Annotated in this window: 6 protein-coding genes; 2 read left to right on the top strand and 4 right to left on the bottom strand. The window is 65.3% G+C overall.

What is annotated here, in order from left to right:
- The first annotated feature begins 61 nt into the window (after nt 1-61).
- Nucleotides 62-1504, top strand: coding sequence for an ATP-binding protein (locus C8E84_RS10895; protein ID WP_159902069.1), 1443 nt, complete (start codon nt 62-64; stop codon nt 1502-1504).
- Nucleotides 1501-3492, top strand: coding sequence for a Druantia anti-phage system protein DruA (locus C8E84_RS10890; protein ID WP_159902067.1), 1992 nt, complete (start codon nt 1501-1503; stop codon nt 3490-3492). Before C8E84_RS10895 ends, C8E84_RS10890 begins: the two co-directional genes overlap by 4 nt.
- On the opposite strand, the gene C8E84_RS10885 is transcribed toward C8E84_RS10890, so the two are convergent.
- From C8E84_RS10885 to C8E84_RS10870, 4 genes are read right to left on the bottom strand one after another with little or no spacing between them, the layout of a single operon-like run.
- Complete coding sequence (locus C8E84_RS10885) at nt 3486-4709, bottom strand: PD-(D/E)XK nuclease family protein (protein ID WP_159902065.1); 1224 nt, start codon at nt 4707-4709, stop codon at nt 3486-3488. The two genes, C8E84_RS10890 and C8E84_RS10885, sit on opposite strands and share 7 nt — an antisense overlap.
- On the bottom strand, nt 4706-10246 hold the full coding sequence (locus C8E84_RS10880; RefSeq protein ID WP_159902063.1) for a DEAD/DEAH box helicase: 5541 nt from the start codon (nt 10244-10246) through the stop codon (nt 4706-4708). The genes C8E84_RS10885 and C8E84_RS10880 overlap by 4 nt, the downstream gene beginning before the upstream one ends.
- Complete coding sequence (locus tag C8E84_RS10875; protein WP_159902061.1) at nt 10243-11328, bottom strand: hypothetical protein; 1086 nt, start codon at nt 11326-11328, stop codon at nt 10243-10245. The genes C8E84_RS10880 and C8E84_RS10875 overlap by 4 nt, the downstream gene beginning before the upstream one ends.
- Complete coding sequence (locus tag C8E84_RS10870) at nt 11328-14186, bottom strand: hypothetical protein (protein ID WP_159902059.1); 2859 nt, start codon at nt 14184-14186, stop codon at nt 11328-11330. Before C8E84_RS10870 ends, C8E84_RS10875 begins: the two co-directional genes overlap by 1 nt.
- Nucleotides 14187-15097: the final 911 nt, after the last annotated feature.

Below are 15097 nucleotides of genomic sequence, written 5' to 3'. Positions count from 1 at the left end.
GGTGACAGCCGCCCCTTCAGCGAGCTACCCTGAACCAACCGAGTTGCCCAGAGGAGGGGTGATGAGTCAACAAGCACCCGACCTTCTAGTCTCCTCCAATTTCATCCGGGCTGTGCGCGAGTCGGGCTACCTCAGCATCTCGACTGCGCTGGCTGAACTGGTCGACAACTCCATTCAGGCGTCGGCTACCGAAGTGGCTATCTCGATCAGTCGGGACTCGGCCGATGCCCTTCCCGAGATCGTGGTGGAGGACGACGGCGAAGGCATGACCAAGGCGGAGTTGGAACTCTGCCTGCGTTTCGGAGGGTCCTCCCGATTCGATGCCCGCCAGTCATTCGGTCGGTTCGGCATGGGGCTTCCGGCCGCCAGCCTGAGCCAATGCCGTCGCGTCGAGGTCACCGCATGGCGCGACGGAGGTTACGAGCGCACTGTCGCCCTCGATGTCGACGCTGTCGTAGCCGGAAGTACCCCGACGCTCCTTGCCCGCCGGGGAGAGCGCAGTTCGACCCCATCGGGCTGCCGCGTCCGCTGGATGCACTGCGATCGCATCGAGTATCGCCGCCTGGCTTGGCTCGAGCGGTCGTTGCACCGTGATTTGGGGCGCATGTACCGGCGCTTCCTCGTCTCGGGCTTGCGCATGACGATCAACGGGACGCCGGTGGACGCGGTGGACCCCACGCTGTTGACCACGCGGGTCGAGGGCACATCTGCACGCCTCGCCTTCGACGAACTCCGCTACGAGTTGGAGACTGCGTGCAGCGGCACGGCCGTCGTGACGGTCCGCTTCGCGATGCTCCCCGTGCAGGCGTGGCACCACCTCGACAACGTCACCAAGCGTCGCGTCGGCATTGTCGGCGGTGGCGGTGTCTCGATCCTGCGCGCTGGACGGGAGATCGCCAGCGGTTGGTATCTCATGGGCGGTAAGCGCAAGGAGAACTACGACGACTGGTGGCGCTGCGAGATCGAGTTCGATCCGAGGCTCGATGAGCACTTCGGCATCACGATCAACAAGCAAGGGATCCGGCCCTCGGCGATGCTTCGCGAGGCGATCGAGCCGGAATTGGAATCCATCGCCCGGATGCTCAATGCCCGCGTTCGTCAGGCCTTCGAGGATGTGAAGTTCCAGGCCGCCGCCGAGGCATCGTGTCGCATCGCCACGGCAGCCGATCCCGACCTACCCGTCATTCCGTCACCCGGACGCAGTGGTGCGATCCAGTATCGGCTGGGGTCGGATGCGCTCCCAATGCAGGCAATGTTCCAGTCGGCACTGTCGGACCGCACCCTCGACTTGACAATGAATGCTGACCACCCAGCTTTCGCGGCGCTGTACCAGCCGCTGCAGGCTATTGAGGGCGAGGCGGCAGCCGAACTGCGCACGTCCCTCGAACTATTCCTCTTGTCCTTCGCGCGCAGCGCGGTGCAGTTTGAGCAGGCGGGGCAGCCGCTGGATGACCTCGTGCATGCTTGGAGCAGCACATACGGACGGATGCTGCAGAAGTCATGACCGACGTCGACACCAAGTACGTTCCCCTCACGCTTCCGACCGGAGCGACCAGCGCTGAGCGGCGGGGTTTCACCAGGCTGTGCGCCCTGCTGGCTAGCGCATCGTTCGGCCCAGAGGTACCGCTCGACCACTCGTTCTGGTTCACGGCAGCTGACCTGACGGACCTCTACAACAAGCCGACGCTGGCTGCTGCCGCCCACACGGTTATCGATCTTGTCGACCAGGGGTGGACAGTCCAGGTCGACAAGTACGGCCCGCTGTTGAGTCCGCCCGACACCCACGCCGACCGGGACACCGAGAAGGCCCGCATTCGACGGCAGGAGCACCTGCGCCGGGACGCCCAGTTGCGGCAGCCGAGCGTCCGGCGCTTCGTGCAGAGCATGGAGCGCAGTCATCAGCACGGCGGCAAGCTGGTGTCGGTCTTCAACCTGATGCGTGACGGCCGTGAGCTTGCCGACGCCCTCGCAGCGCACCCTGAGGCGACGGACACCATCCGGCCCTACGTGCAGGTGGTTGATAGCGCCAGCACCTGTGAGCTGACCGGCTTCAAGCTGCACGACATCTGGCGCTATTTCCGCCACACCTGGTCCAACGCATACTTGACGGTGCCAGGCCGATCCATGCCCATCCTGATCCGCGACGCCGCGACCCCGTATCACGCGGTGATCGGGTTGGCGGCCATCTCCAGCGCGGTCGTCCAGATCGCCGAGCGCGACAACTGGATGGGCTGGGACACCAAGCATTTCGTGACTGCGATCGAAGCGCAGCCGACGGCCGAGATCGCGGCGTGGCTGGTGAGCCGCATCCAGACACAGCGCGATGAGATCCACGTCGACGACCTGCTTCGCGACGAGGTGCTGCAGCCCGGTGACTTGAAATCGCCCACGCCGGAAGTAATCGCGCGCCTCAAGGCGGATGCCGAGCGGCACCGCGCCAAGCACCATCGGGCCGGAGTGATCCGCGAGGTCCGGAAGATCGAGACGAACGCCTGGGTGGAGCGTGCTGAGACTCACCTGTTCCGGTCGAAGCGGTCGGCGCTCCTCGCCGAGACGCTTGAGATCCAGTCATTGGTAGGCGGTTACCTGGGCTCGAAGCCGACCGTCGATGGGTTGCGAACGGCCCTCGCCGATCCCAAGGCCAAGACTCAGATCGGACGCCTCGCACGGCGCGCCCGCGGTGAGCGCGTTGGCACTGTCATCGCAGACCTGACCGTTTGCGGTGCCGTCGCGCCGTACAACGCTCTGGCGGCAGGAAAACTGGTCGGCGCCCTGGCGGTGTCACCCACCGTGCTCGCCGCGTACAGAGCCAAGTACGCCCGTCCGAGCGAGATCGCCTCGGCCATGGCCGGTCGTCCGATCACGCGCGAAGCTCGGTTGTCGTTCGTCGGCACTACGTCGCTGTATGGCACCGGCTCGAGCCAGTACAACCGTCTGTTCTGGCCCGCTTCTGCAATGGGTGGGCCGGAGAACGCGCGGATGGGCTTCTACGAGCTTGGTCGATCACGGTCGTTCGGGACGTCGCACTTCTCCGATGCCACCGTCGATGCGCTCGTCCGGCTGTGCGAGCACGGCGGCGGATTGGTACGCGTCAACAGTCTGTTCGGCGAAGGCGTTAGTCCGCGCCTTCGCAAGGTGCGGCTCGGGCTGGCTACTCTTGGCTGGCCGACGAACGAACTCCTGAAGCACGGCCGGGAGCGCATCTTGTATGGCGTGCCGTTGGTCGAGAACGTCCGTGATTATTCGCTTGGGCTCGATCAGGAACCCGCCTACCTGCTTGATCCGACCCCTGCGGATAGCGGTGAGGCCGTCGCAGCCTGGTGGTTTGAGCGATGGGCTCATCGACGGGCGGCAAGGGAGCATGTCCAAGACTCCATGCGCGGGAATAGTCTTGTGCGACCGATAAGGCATGGCGCCCGGGTGCCGATGCCGCCGGAGGACGACCTGCTTCCTAACGGAACCGTTGCCGCGGGAACCGCCCTCGCTCAGTAGTCGCTTTCTCCGGTCACCAGGAAGACCTCCGAGGTCTGCGCCAGCACGGCAACCGCTACTTCGCTGTCCGGGTCCTCGTCGCGCCGCAAGCCGAGGAGTCGCAGGCGTTGGCCGGGTTCGAAGGCGTGGTGAGCCGAGGTTGTGCGTAACAGCAACGGGCCCTTCCGGGGGCCGAGGTCGTGCAGCCACCAGCTCTTGATGCCGTTGCGCTCGACGACTGTGCCTTCGAAGTCGAACCAACTCCCACGCTTCAAGCTGGCCGGTTCGGGTGTGGTCGGCCAGTAGGCGGTGCACAGAGGACGGACGGCGCAGAAGGCGCAGTGGTCCCCGGGCCGCGCAGCTGGCTCGTCCGATTGAACGAGTTCGTCGGCAGTTGTGACGCGGGCACTGAGTTGTTGGGCGAGGGTCTGTACCTGCGCGGCGTCGGGGGCCTCGATCGTGACCTCGCGGCTCGGGTAGGACGCGGTCAGCGTTCCGAGAGGCGTTCGGCTGCTATTCGAGACGTTGTCTTGGTCCCACAGCACGGCATAAAAGCGCAGTTGATCGAAGTGGCTCTCGTCTTCGGCGCCGGTCTTGTAGTCGGTGATGTCGACTTGCACCGGCCTGACTGTCAGCAGGTCGATGCGCCCCCACGCTCGAAGCTCGTCGGCCTGCAGCGTTGCCTCGGGATGCGAGCCGACGCCGCGCGCGTAGCGCGGGCTGGCGCCTCTGGAGTTAGGGCCCGATCCAGCGCTCTGCCTTGGAACCAGGGTCATGCGATGCAGGTAGTGCTGCACCTCCTCGCGCGCCTCAGGAATTCGATGCTCGAGTTGATCCTGCAGGCGTTCCCTTCCACCCCCGGCTAGACGCGGGTTGTCGTCCAGCCGGGCGAGTCGCTTGGCCAGCATCGCCTTCGCGACCTCGGAGTAGCCACCGAGTTCCCTCAGCACCGAGATCGCTTCTGGCCCGCTCGCTGACGTGCAGCCCTGAGCCGCCAGGGCTCGCACAATCGCCTCCAGCGAGTCATGCACGACGTCGCCGAACAACGCCGCAGGGCTCGGCACCTCGGGATAGCCAGTGCGGTCCCACAGATCGGTGTACGTAGCGCGGCTCAGCACGTAGCGACGCGGGCACGTCTCTACGGCCTTGAGCGATGAGTAACTCCAGAGGGCCGGGACGTCCGGCAACACGGCTACCGATCCGCGGATACCCGGATCGAAAGTTCGCGGGTCGCTCACGAGAGCCGCCGGATCACGTCACTCGTGGCAAATGGCAAGTTGCGGCTGATAATCAGGTCGTCGACCAGCTTGACCGGAACGCCGTACTCCTTGGCTTCGTGAAGCTCGCGGGTCGGTGCGAGGTCGAGCGTCAGCGGACCGTGTACTCCGATGATCAGTTGCTGGTTGCCCTTCGTGGCCAAGATCGGCGCGGGTACAGCCCCGATTCCCGGCACGTCCACCGTGACGCCCCTCTCCAGGACGACGTCGTCCAAGGCCCTGCTCTCCATGTCCGTGAACAGCTTGTTTGCCGACTGGTCGAGGCGGGCTTGGTCGAGGGTCGGCACCTTGGCATCGAGCAGGTAGCGCAGAAGGCTAGCCCCCACCTTCCGGTCGAGTAGCCCGTGCTCGAAGCGGTTCCGGAAGCTCCGCAGGCACTGGTAGCAGGATTCGTCGCAGTCAGCCGGGCAGTGCTCCAACCGGTCCAGTGCCGAGCGGAAGACCGCCTCGCCGAAGTCGAAGACCCGGCGCGTGAAGCCAGCGCCGCCTGCCAAGGTGTCGTAGAGGTAGATCTCCGACTCGAGACCCCGATGTCCGAGAGGCGTCAGAGCTGGTCGGTACTCCGCCTGCAACTCCGTAGCCTCGACACCCAGCTTCTGCGTCGCCGCGATGGTCAACGCCTCCGCGATCGTGCGCAGCGCCACGTCGGTCGCTAGGCGTCCGGGGAGCAGCCGCACCGGCTCGTCAACTCGGAACCGGAGGAGGAGCACGTCGGACTTGAAGTCGGTGCCAAGCACCAGCCCACGCGTTGGGATCGTGCTCGTGCACGCACGCTCACGGTCGGGATACGGCTTGACGTGCTCCCCGGCGAGTGCGCCGCTGGCCGCGGACATCGGCTCGATCACGCCGCAGTAGACGCAGTAGCGGTAACCCTCCGATCCGGGTCCGGTGTTTGTCACGAGCAGCGTGTGTCGGTCGTAGGACTGGGAGATGCGGTGCTTGACGAGAGACCATTCGCCCTCCTGCTCCGGCCCCTCCGCGACCAGTTTGGCTCGGGTGGCATAGCTCTTGGCGGGCACGTCGTCGGGGCTGGTGCCGGGATCGGTATAGGCCCGGTGCGCGAATCCAGGCGGGCGCATCCAGTTCATGGCTGGGTTCATCTGCGATCCGCACGCGCGACACTCGCGCTCCTCCCGGACCTCCGCCTGGTCACCCGGGACGTGCATCGCGTAGTGGCAAACCGGGCATTCGAAGTACAGCCAGCGCTCGTTCCAGGCCCGGGTGCGGTCCCGCTGCATCGGCGAATAGATCGCTCCCGATGTCCACTCGCGGTTGTCGATCCAGACGACCTTGCCAGGCGCGTACTGGCTGAGCGCCACGTTGAGGCCCTGGCTCGGCTCGTAGCGGAACTCGGTGCGGAAGGCTTCCGAGCGACCCTCATCGAAGACGTGAAAGGTGACGACGTCCGTCGGGAAGGCATAGCGAGGCAGGACGCCCTCGTAGAGCAATCGATCGAGCAGGTTCGTTTCAGCCCGGACCTCGGCAGGTAGTTCCGCCCCATCCTCGGCTGGACCGTCGCCCTCGACTTCCGACTCCTGCGGGGGCGCGTCGCCGGCCTCAGGAGCCGGGAGTTCACCGCTGCTCTCCACGCGGAGCGCCTTGTCCAGCGCTGCCAGCGTGTCGACAACCAAATTGTCCAAGATGGCTGCGCGCCGCGTCCCGAGTTCGGCCGGGAGCCAACTGTCGACTTCGGCGGTCAGCACCGCCTCGTTCTCGCCCATCCACGCCGCGAAGTCTGTGCGGTTGAGAGGCGAAACGGAGCCGACAAAGCCAGGGACCGTGCCAAGCACCTCGAACAGTTGCGGCTGGTCCTCGGGGTCGATCTGAGGCAGCCGATCCTGGTGGTACCGCTGCAGCAGGTAGGCCGAAACGTGTCGACGCGCGATCTCGTCGTTGTCCATGGTGAGTGCCGGGTCATCCACGTCGCCGCGGATCATGGCCGCGGGTTCGCGGAAGTACTGGTCGTCGTGAGTGTCGGCGCTGCCGAAGGCAATCACCGTGGCAACGGCATTTCCGCGACGTCCAGCACGTCCAGCTCGCTGCTGGTAGTTGGCGCGTGACGGCGGCATGTTGCGAAGCGCGACTCCGGACAGGCTGCCGATGTCAATACCGACCTCCATCGTGGTCGTGCACGACAGGACGTCGATGGCTGGCTGCTCGCGGTCCGCCTGGTTGGGCAGTGTCACGTTGACGTCCTGGAACAGCAACTCGTACTGCTCCGCTCGGGAGAACACCTCATCCGACTGTGCGGAGTTCAGTTGTGCCGTGTGCTCCCGAGCGATGATGCTCATGGGCATCACGTCGGACTCCATTGCCCGAACCGTGCTGGCGCGGTAGTAGCCCTTTCGTGCCTTGAACACGTCGTCGGTGTTGGGGTCGAGCACTCGCACCTGATCGGTGCGACAGTTGACGCACCGAGCCACGCCGGGGAACGGCCGCTGCGTGTAGCGGCAGTGTTCGCAGTAGCCCCAGTCGCCGCCCGTATCGAGGGCGACATTGCGGGCTAGCAGACGGTGCCTTCCGTCCTTCGACTCGCAGAGTTCGCGCAGCAGGATGGGCAGCCAGTCATCGGCGAACTGCTTGCGGCTGGGCGCGTCCGGGAGCCACTTGGCGAGATTGCCGAACTTGCCGGAGTGCGGCAGGACGCCGCGGGGGACATTCCACCACTCACCTTCCTGCATGGCGCTGAACCAGATGCCCTTGGTCGTCCAGAAGCCGAGCCACATCCGCACCAGCGCGAGCTTCTCGTCATCGGTAGTGGCCACACCGGGAATGGGTGGCAGGTCCGCGAGCAACTTGGTGGTCTTAGCGCCCGTTTCCTTGATCGATGCCAACCCGAGTGACGCCAGCCCGTAGTAGCGGTCGGTCAGGGTGGCGTACATCCCCTTGAGCAGCGCGAGCGGCGGCTCGTCCTGCAACATGACCAGGCCGATGAGCTGGCTCAGATCGTCACTCGTGAACGCCCCGCCCTCGACGGCGGTCGTGACTGCTCGCATGACGTCCATCGACTCAGCGCCGCGCAGTTCGGGCCGCAGACGCACCTTCAGGATCGCTGCGCCGACCATGGTCGCGAGAAACATGTTCTGCAGGCTGAGTTGGTTGCGGATCAGGTTCTTGGAAGACAACTCCGCCCAACCTCGGATGATCAGGGGACGGATGACGTCGCGCATCGAGTAGGTCTGAAGATTCGGCGCCAAGCGGGCCGCGACCTGCCGCGAATCAGAGAACGCCAGCACCTTGCGTCCGCGAAGCGGCGCGAAGTCGGAGTAGGCCTTGCTCGGAGGCTGGACCTCAATCTGCCGGGTCACCAAAGCCTGGAACGGCTGGTCGCCCTTCGTCTGGTGATCCTGCACCGACGAACGACCGAACCCGGCGTGACGCCCGCAGACACCGCAGGGACGGAACTCGCCGTTGGCCTGAACGTCCTCAGGCTCGTCGTCCTCATTCTCTGAGTGCACGGTCTCACCGGCTCGGTTGTGGGGGATGTAGACCAATCGGTGGCGGTCACCAAGGCGCTCGGCATCCAGCGCGCCGGTAACCAGGTCTATATCGGCACGCTGCACCAACTCGGTTGGCTCCTCCAGGAGGAGATCCAGCGGCTGCAGCTCTTTCACCGCCCCAGCTGCGGCTTGAAACGCCCCGCCCTGCTCATGCCAGAGGAAGCTCGGCTCGGCCGCGTCGTCCGTGTAAGCCCGGACGTACGAGGTACCGCAGTGGCGACACGTGTAGTACTCGAACACCCTGGCGCCGCACCCGCAGGTCGCGCGCGGCTGCGAGTAGAGCTTGCCGATCGGCCCGCCACGGAGTGACTCCTCGAGTTCCGAACAGTCCGTGTCGATACATGCCCAAAGACCGGGCAGGCCACGGAAGAACCCATGTACGCGGCATGGCAACAGGCCGGCCTCATCGGGCTTCTCTCGGGCCGCGCTGCCGAGTGCCACCAGCGTTGTGACAGCCGCGTCAGCCACTGACGAATCGACGCCCGGAAACAATGTCGGGCCGAGTTCGCTGACGGGCTGTGCCTTGTCCATGGTTTCGTTTACGAGCTGGTTCATGGGGCCGTACTCATGCAGCGCGTCGTAGAGGAGCGCTGAGACTGAGCGGTCGTCTGGCGTGACGCCGCGGGCCACCAAGAATTCGGACACAGCGATGGTCTTCGCCGGGTCCTCGTTGGCGTCGTAGTAGTCCCGGAGTGGCACGGCGCTGAGCAGTGTCGCGTCCGCCGCGGTGCCGGTGCTGGCGGAATCCCGGTACTTACGCTTGCCCTCAATCGTGCGGAAGTCGGCGACTTCCTTGCCGCTCAACTGCGCTGCAAACCTGCGGGCATACTCGGCGTCGCTGAAGCTTGCGCTGGTCGTGATGACTTGCAGCCGGTCCGGGCTGACTCCGAGTCGCGTCCGCAGGCGGCGCAGCAGCAGCGCCACCTCAGCACCCGCTGATCCTCGGTAGAGGTGCGCCTCGTCAACGATGAGGAGGAAGCGCTCCTCTGGGTTATCCGCGAGCCACTGGCGGGTGTGGTCGAAGACCGGCCTCTCAAGCGGCCGCATCAGCATGTACTCCAGCATCGAGTAGTTGGTGATCAGCACGTCCGGCGGTGCAGCGAGCACTTCGTGTCGAGTCAGCAACTCGGGGTCGTTTGGCAGCGTCACGCCGCGCTGGAAGTTGCCGCTTGGGTCCTTCCAGCGCATGTTAGGAGCGCCCCACCAGGCACGGATGTTGGGCTTGGCGGGCCACTTCCCGCGAGCGACGAGCTTGCTCCGCAGTTCCTTGGCTTCGGCGTGGTACTGGGCACTGGGGTTCTCGGCTCGGTCGTGGATGTCGACGTAGAAGTCTGCGATCGGGTGGAGGCGTCGGGTGTCGCGTTCGCGAGTACGGATGCCCGGATAGAGGGTTCGGCTTGTGTAGCGCGCGAAGCGAGCCGGCCGTCCTGCCCAGGCGTCGAACTGCGCCGTCACCCGTGGGTCGCCGAGGAGCAGGCGCAGGCGCCCCAACTGGTCGTTGACCAGGGCGTTCATGGGATAGAGGATCATCGCCCGAACAGCCGGCGTTCGGAACGACTCCGGGTGGCGGGCTGCTTCCTTTGCCAGCTTGGCAAGCATGGGGAGCAGGAACGACTCGGTTTTACCGGAACCCGTACCGGTCGTGATCGCCAGGCTGGATCCGTCGCGGGAGGCGTATTCGAGTGCCTCCGCCTGATGGGTATACGGCGGGTCGAACAACAGCGAGTTCAGCCCGCCGATCCTTTGCGTCAAGGCGCCGAAGAGCGTCTGTACCGACAAGTCGAGTTCGAGGTCTGCAAACTTCCGGTCGGTGCGGTAGCGCGGGGTGCTCTCGATGAAGGGCTCCCGGTAGATGACGCCCTCAGTCTCTAGCAGCCGGCGGCGCTGCTCGATGACCTGGGGATGGCCGACGTGGTACGTGGCCTCGATGTAGTCACGCAGCGAGGCTCGGATGTCATCTACCGTCTCGGCGATGGTCGGTGCGTCGACTGCCGTCATTTCGTCTCCTTGGGGACCGGCTCCATCCAGAGCAGTTCGGTAAGCAGTTGGGTCAGGTCGGGCATTGCGGCATCCGGCACACGGAAAGCGAACAGAGCGCCCGGGGTCCCGGCCAAAGGCATGCCGACGAGTTGAAGGTACCGCTCGGCGAATCCTGGGATCGGCGAGAAGAACTTGACGACACGTGAGCCGCCACCGGCGAAAGGCTCGGCGGAGTAGCGTTGCGGGAAGCCTCGTTCTGAGTCGATGGCCAACTGGAGTCGCCACGCCTCGTCGCGGGCTGGCAAAACTGGGTCGTCGACGGGGAGTTGAAAAATGCGGGTCGCGGCCCCGTCTTCGATCCGCACGACACTCCATAAATCGGCGCCGTAGGCCTGCGGTCGCCGCGCGACGAAGTCGCCGCTGTCGCTCGGGCGGGGCTCGCGCCAGCGACCTCGGTAGTAGCGAACGGGTGTGGTCGGATCGAGGATCTGAAGCCCCTCGATCTCACCGCCTCGACCAGCCACGTCGAGCCGCTCAGAGATTCGGCGTACGAGGCGGCTCGCGGGCTCGACTGCCGGACTAGCCACCCATCGCTGCCGATCGAGTCGCTGCAAGCCAGCGGCCCTGAACGTTTCGGTCGCTTGGGCTGCGTCGAGTTCAATCAGGCGAGCGTGACCTTCTCGGATGATCTGGGCTGCGAGATCTGCGCTGACGAGCCAAGCGCCAAACGGTCGAACGCCCAGCAACATGTAGGTTCCAGGTGCCCTCTCGACGTACGAGGGCGGTCCCAAGTAGACGAGACGGACCATGCGTCCCTGCAACTCCTCGCGTAGCTCGAGCAGGTCGCCAGATGCAATAAGAAGGTCGAGCAAGTCGGCCACCGCGTCCCGCGCGAGATCGCCGTCAGTCAGCGGGCGCAAAGCGGCGAGCACCGCGTCGATGAGGCGGCTCGGACTGGTTGGGCACATGAAGGACGCCGCACGACGCAAGGACGCGGCGAGTCCCTCGAGCGTGCTCAGGCCCACGAGTTCAGGGTCCATGCCAAGCGTTCGCACACTCAGCGCGGCGGCCTCGTCCGGTGACAGGCTGGAGATCGTCATTAGAAGCCTCGCTGTGCTTCGTCGGGGTCGGCGTAGGCGCGGGACCCGATCACGGCGTAGCGCGCCGCTCGCAGCAGCACAGGGGACTGCTTGATGCGGTCCAGCATGGCGTTCCGATCCGGCCCGGACCATGGCTGGGTGATGTAACCGAGGCGGCCCGCCATAGTGAGCAAGAACCGGGGTGCTGACGCGTTGTCGATGCCAGACTCCCGAAGAGTGGGGGTGATGACCTCGGCGAAGCCGGGGAGGATCTTCTCAGGCACGGACCAGTCGTAGAGGTTGTGGCTAATGCGTTTCCCCAGCGCAAGATGCGCAGGGGACGTGCCGATGACCCGCTCCATCTCGTCGAGGTGATCCAGCACCCACTCGGCGTCGGCGGTGGCGAGCTTGCGCTCGATGGCGGCCCAGTGCGAGCCGGTGAGCAGCATCGATACCGCGCGTGTTATAGCGCTCAGTGCCATCTGTTGCTGACTGACGGCAAAAGGATCGGCTGGCAAGTCGGCACTCATCCAGAGCCAGTGGGCGTCCGCGAGGCGCATGATGCCCGCTGTCGATCGGTCGCCGAACGGCACATGCGGACTAACTGACCCGAGCGCGAACACCTCATTGGGCTGCGTTGGTGCCAGGGCTGCGGTCGTGATGCCGCCCGCAGTTGCACGGAGTAGTCCGCCGCGGACCGGGAGCGCGATGTCCACGCCTTGTCGGTGACGGACCGCCGCGAGCGGCTGCTCGACGTCGAAGAATTCGACCGTCGTCTGATCGCCATCTGTCTGGTCATGTAGCCGTGCGACGTAACTGCCGTCGTGTTCCCTGCGGAAGCGCCAGCACAGTGGCTGAAACTCCCGCTCACAGCTGAGCGACGCCACGCCGATGCCGTCACGCTGGACCGTCACCGTGCACCAGTGCGCGTCGTCGTAGTGCGCCTTGAAGGCGTTCTCCAGTCGTATCCCCCGAGCGAGGGATGCCCACTCGTCTTCTTCGATGGGCAGCGTCACTTTGCGACGGGTTGCGCCCAGTTCGAGACGGTCTTCGTCGAGCAGTGTGACGATCATCTCGGCGTTCGTCTCTGGAGGACCGTGCACCGTGACGGTGGCGCGCTCGTCCCAGAGTTCGCTCAGGGTGGGTCGAGCAGGAGACGCCAGCAGGCGAATGCCTTCGCCAACCGTGGCGTTCTCCGGGCGGACCTGAGGATCGCGGATCGTGATGACCAAGTCACCCCGGGTTAGTACCCCGTTGTCTGCGCCGATGAGCGTCGCAGCGACGGTGTGTGAGCCGACGTCAAGGGACGCGAGCGACAGGATCAGATCGGCCTGGCCGTCGGGCCACGGCACGAAGTGCGGGTCGCCGTCGATCGTGACGAGACAGCGCTCCGGCGCGACCTCCGCGCGAATACCGATGATTGCCGGTTCGCCGGCCAGCGACTCGACGGCACCCTCGCCGTCCCACGCGCTCGCAACGAGTCCGACTGGCCGAATGGCCACGGTGGCCAGCGATGAGAGGCCCTGCGCAACGAGCGCCTGCGCATCTTGGTCGGGGAGTGGATCCGGCACGTTCAGGCGCCAGGCCTTGGCGCCGTCCACGGCCAGAATGGTCGGGGTGCACCAGGGCACGCTGGGAGGTTCCCGGTCGGCCATGCCAATCAGGATGTAGCGGACGCCGGGGCGTAAGAAACGGCCCTTCACCTCGATCGCGTGACCAGATGTCTGTTGCCGGAACAGCCACCACGGCCCACCCGACATAACTGCCTGGTCGGCGATGAGGGAATTGACGGCTTCGGTGCCGCGCTCCAACTGGACGAAGGGCTTCATGATGTCTGGCCAGGTCTCGAAGCGCACTTCTTGCCCGCCGTACACGAGGCCACCCGTGGGAACTGGACGGCCTCCACCGTTGACCCGGGCCCGCTTGGTCCGCAGTTCGTCGTAGACGTGCGGCAGTCGCTCGCTGAGCGGGGTCATGTCCGGCAACTCGGCATAGGCGTACCACGCGCCATCGAGACGGCGTAAGAACAGCCGCGGATCGGTGGCGCGTGGCAGGCGCGCCGTGCTTGCGGGGCTATGGTTCCCCGCTGACGGGGAGCGCGAGAAGCCAGCGGCGCGTACGCGGTTGGCAGCCCGCTGGGCAGAGGTCAGCCATTGCCGCGCCTGGCGCTCATGCGACAGGCCCGCAATTAGACGGGCCAAGGTGGACCTCACGAGGTACGGCGAACCGCTGTCAGCGCCGGAGAGCAGCGCTGCTGCCACCTGGCCCAGAAGTTGCGGGTTCTGGCAGAAGTTGCGGAATCGGGAGCTATACCAGCCCGAACGTGCGGCCAGGCGGATGCCTAGCTCGTCGGGGTCGTTCAGCAGCGCAGTGGTCAGCCCAGTGCGGAAGTTGTAGAGCAACTCGGCCAACTGACGTTGGAGATCCACTGGCAGCACGGCGTGGGTGATCGGCCACGCGATGATCGTGAACTGGTTCGCCCACGCGCCGGTCGGGCGAGCGCCGCCGAACTGGTCATGGAAGCGAACAAACCAAGCGCGGATGGTGGAGCGCTCCTGACTGGTCCAACGAGGCGTCAGTGAAGAAAACGTCGTCCAGTACTCGTCACCGACGTATCCATACCCCATCTCGGCCGCGTAGACGACGAACGGCAACCATGTCCGGTGGTAGCGCGTGATGTGGTTGTTCTTGATCGCCTCACGCACGGCGAGCTTGAGGAGTTCGAGGTCATCCTTCGACAGGTCATGCTCCAGGGCGAAGACTGGCGAGACGCGATCAAGGGCGGCCCGGGCATCCCTAAGGTCACTGAACTGCACGCTGAGAAGCTCATGGAAGTGCTGCAGCAACTCCGCAGTGTCACTCGAGGCGACGTTGGACATCCATACTCACCCCCGTGCCGGGGGACCCCAAGAGGCGAGGTCGAAGAGCTCCAAGTCGGAAATGCCTGATGCTGCATTCGAGGGCGAATTCCCACGATCACGATGGGAGGAGCGCAGTGGGCGCTGTCCGCAGTCGCACCTGTCCATAGCGATCGCTCCTCATTCTCCAAGCGCGTCAGTCCCTCCACGCTACTTGGGGGTACCGACATCGAGGGCTTGCGGCGCCGACTGGCCGCCACGGCGGTAGCGGCTTTCCGCTTACCGGGCCGCTCGCACTTGGTTCTTGGTGGGTTCGTACGGGTAACGCAGAAGAGCCCATGTCAGCTGACGGTGGGCCGACTCGACCGCTCGCTGTTGTCTGTACGTTCCCGTGGACCCAGCTAGTGCGCTCTCGACAGTTTCCAGGTCCAGGAGAAGTTCGGCTCGCTCATACTCGTAGGCGCTGCGGCACGACGATGAGCAGAAGAGCCTGGGTCTCCCACGCTCTTCGGCCCAGTGGATGAGCGCCCCTGAAGAGCACGTCGGGTTCAGGCATCGAAAGCCCGAGGGGAGTGCCACTGCTGTGGGTAGCGCCGCGGCTACCGCAGGGACATCAGCATCCGGCGGTACGGCTGTATTGATCCGCTTTTTAGGCACGGGCGTCGATGGCTCTCGATCGCGGAGATGGTCAGTCTCCTTCACGGAGTGGTGAGCTCCGCTTGTTCGGGTGAGGCTGGTTAGACCTCGGAGGCTTGCTTGCGGGGCCATCGTACCGCGAGGTTGCATACTCATGCATAGAGCCTAGGGGCAGGCGTGATGAATGCACAATATAGAGAACAGACGGATTGACCTGCGCCAACGTCTTGACTTGCGCGGTCGGTGAGCGGGCGGCCTTGACACTCGGTGAAAGCGGTCTGAGCGGACATCCGCAG

Source organism: Ornithinibacter aureus, assembly GCF_009858245.1.
In the GTDB taxonomy this organism is placed as follows: domain Bacteria; phylum Actinomycetota; class Actinomycetes; order Actinomycetales; family Dermatophilaceae; genus Fodinibacter; species Fodinibacter aureus.
Note: the sequence above shows the minus strand (reverse complement) of the source record. Positions and strands in the feature narration are given on the sequence as shown.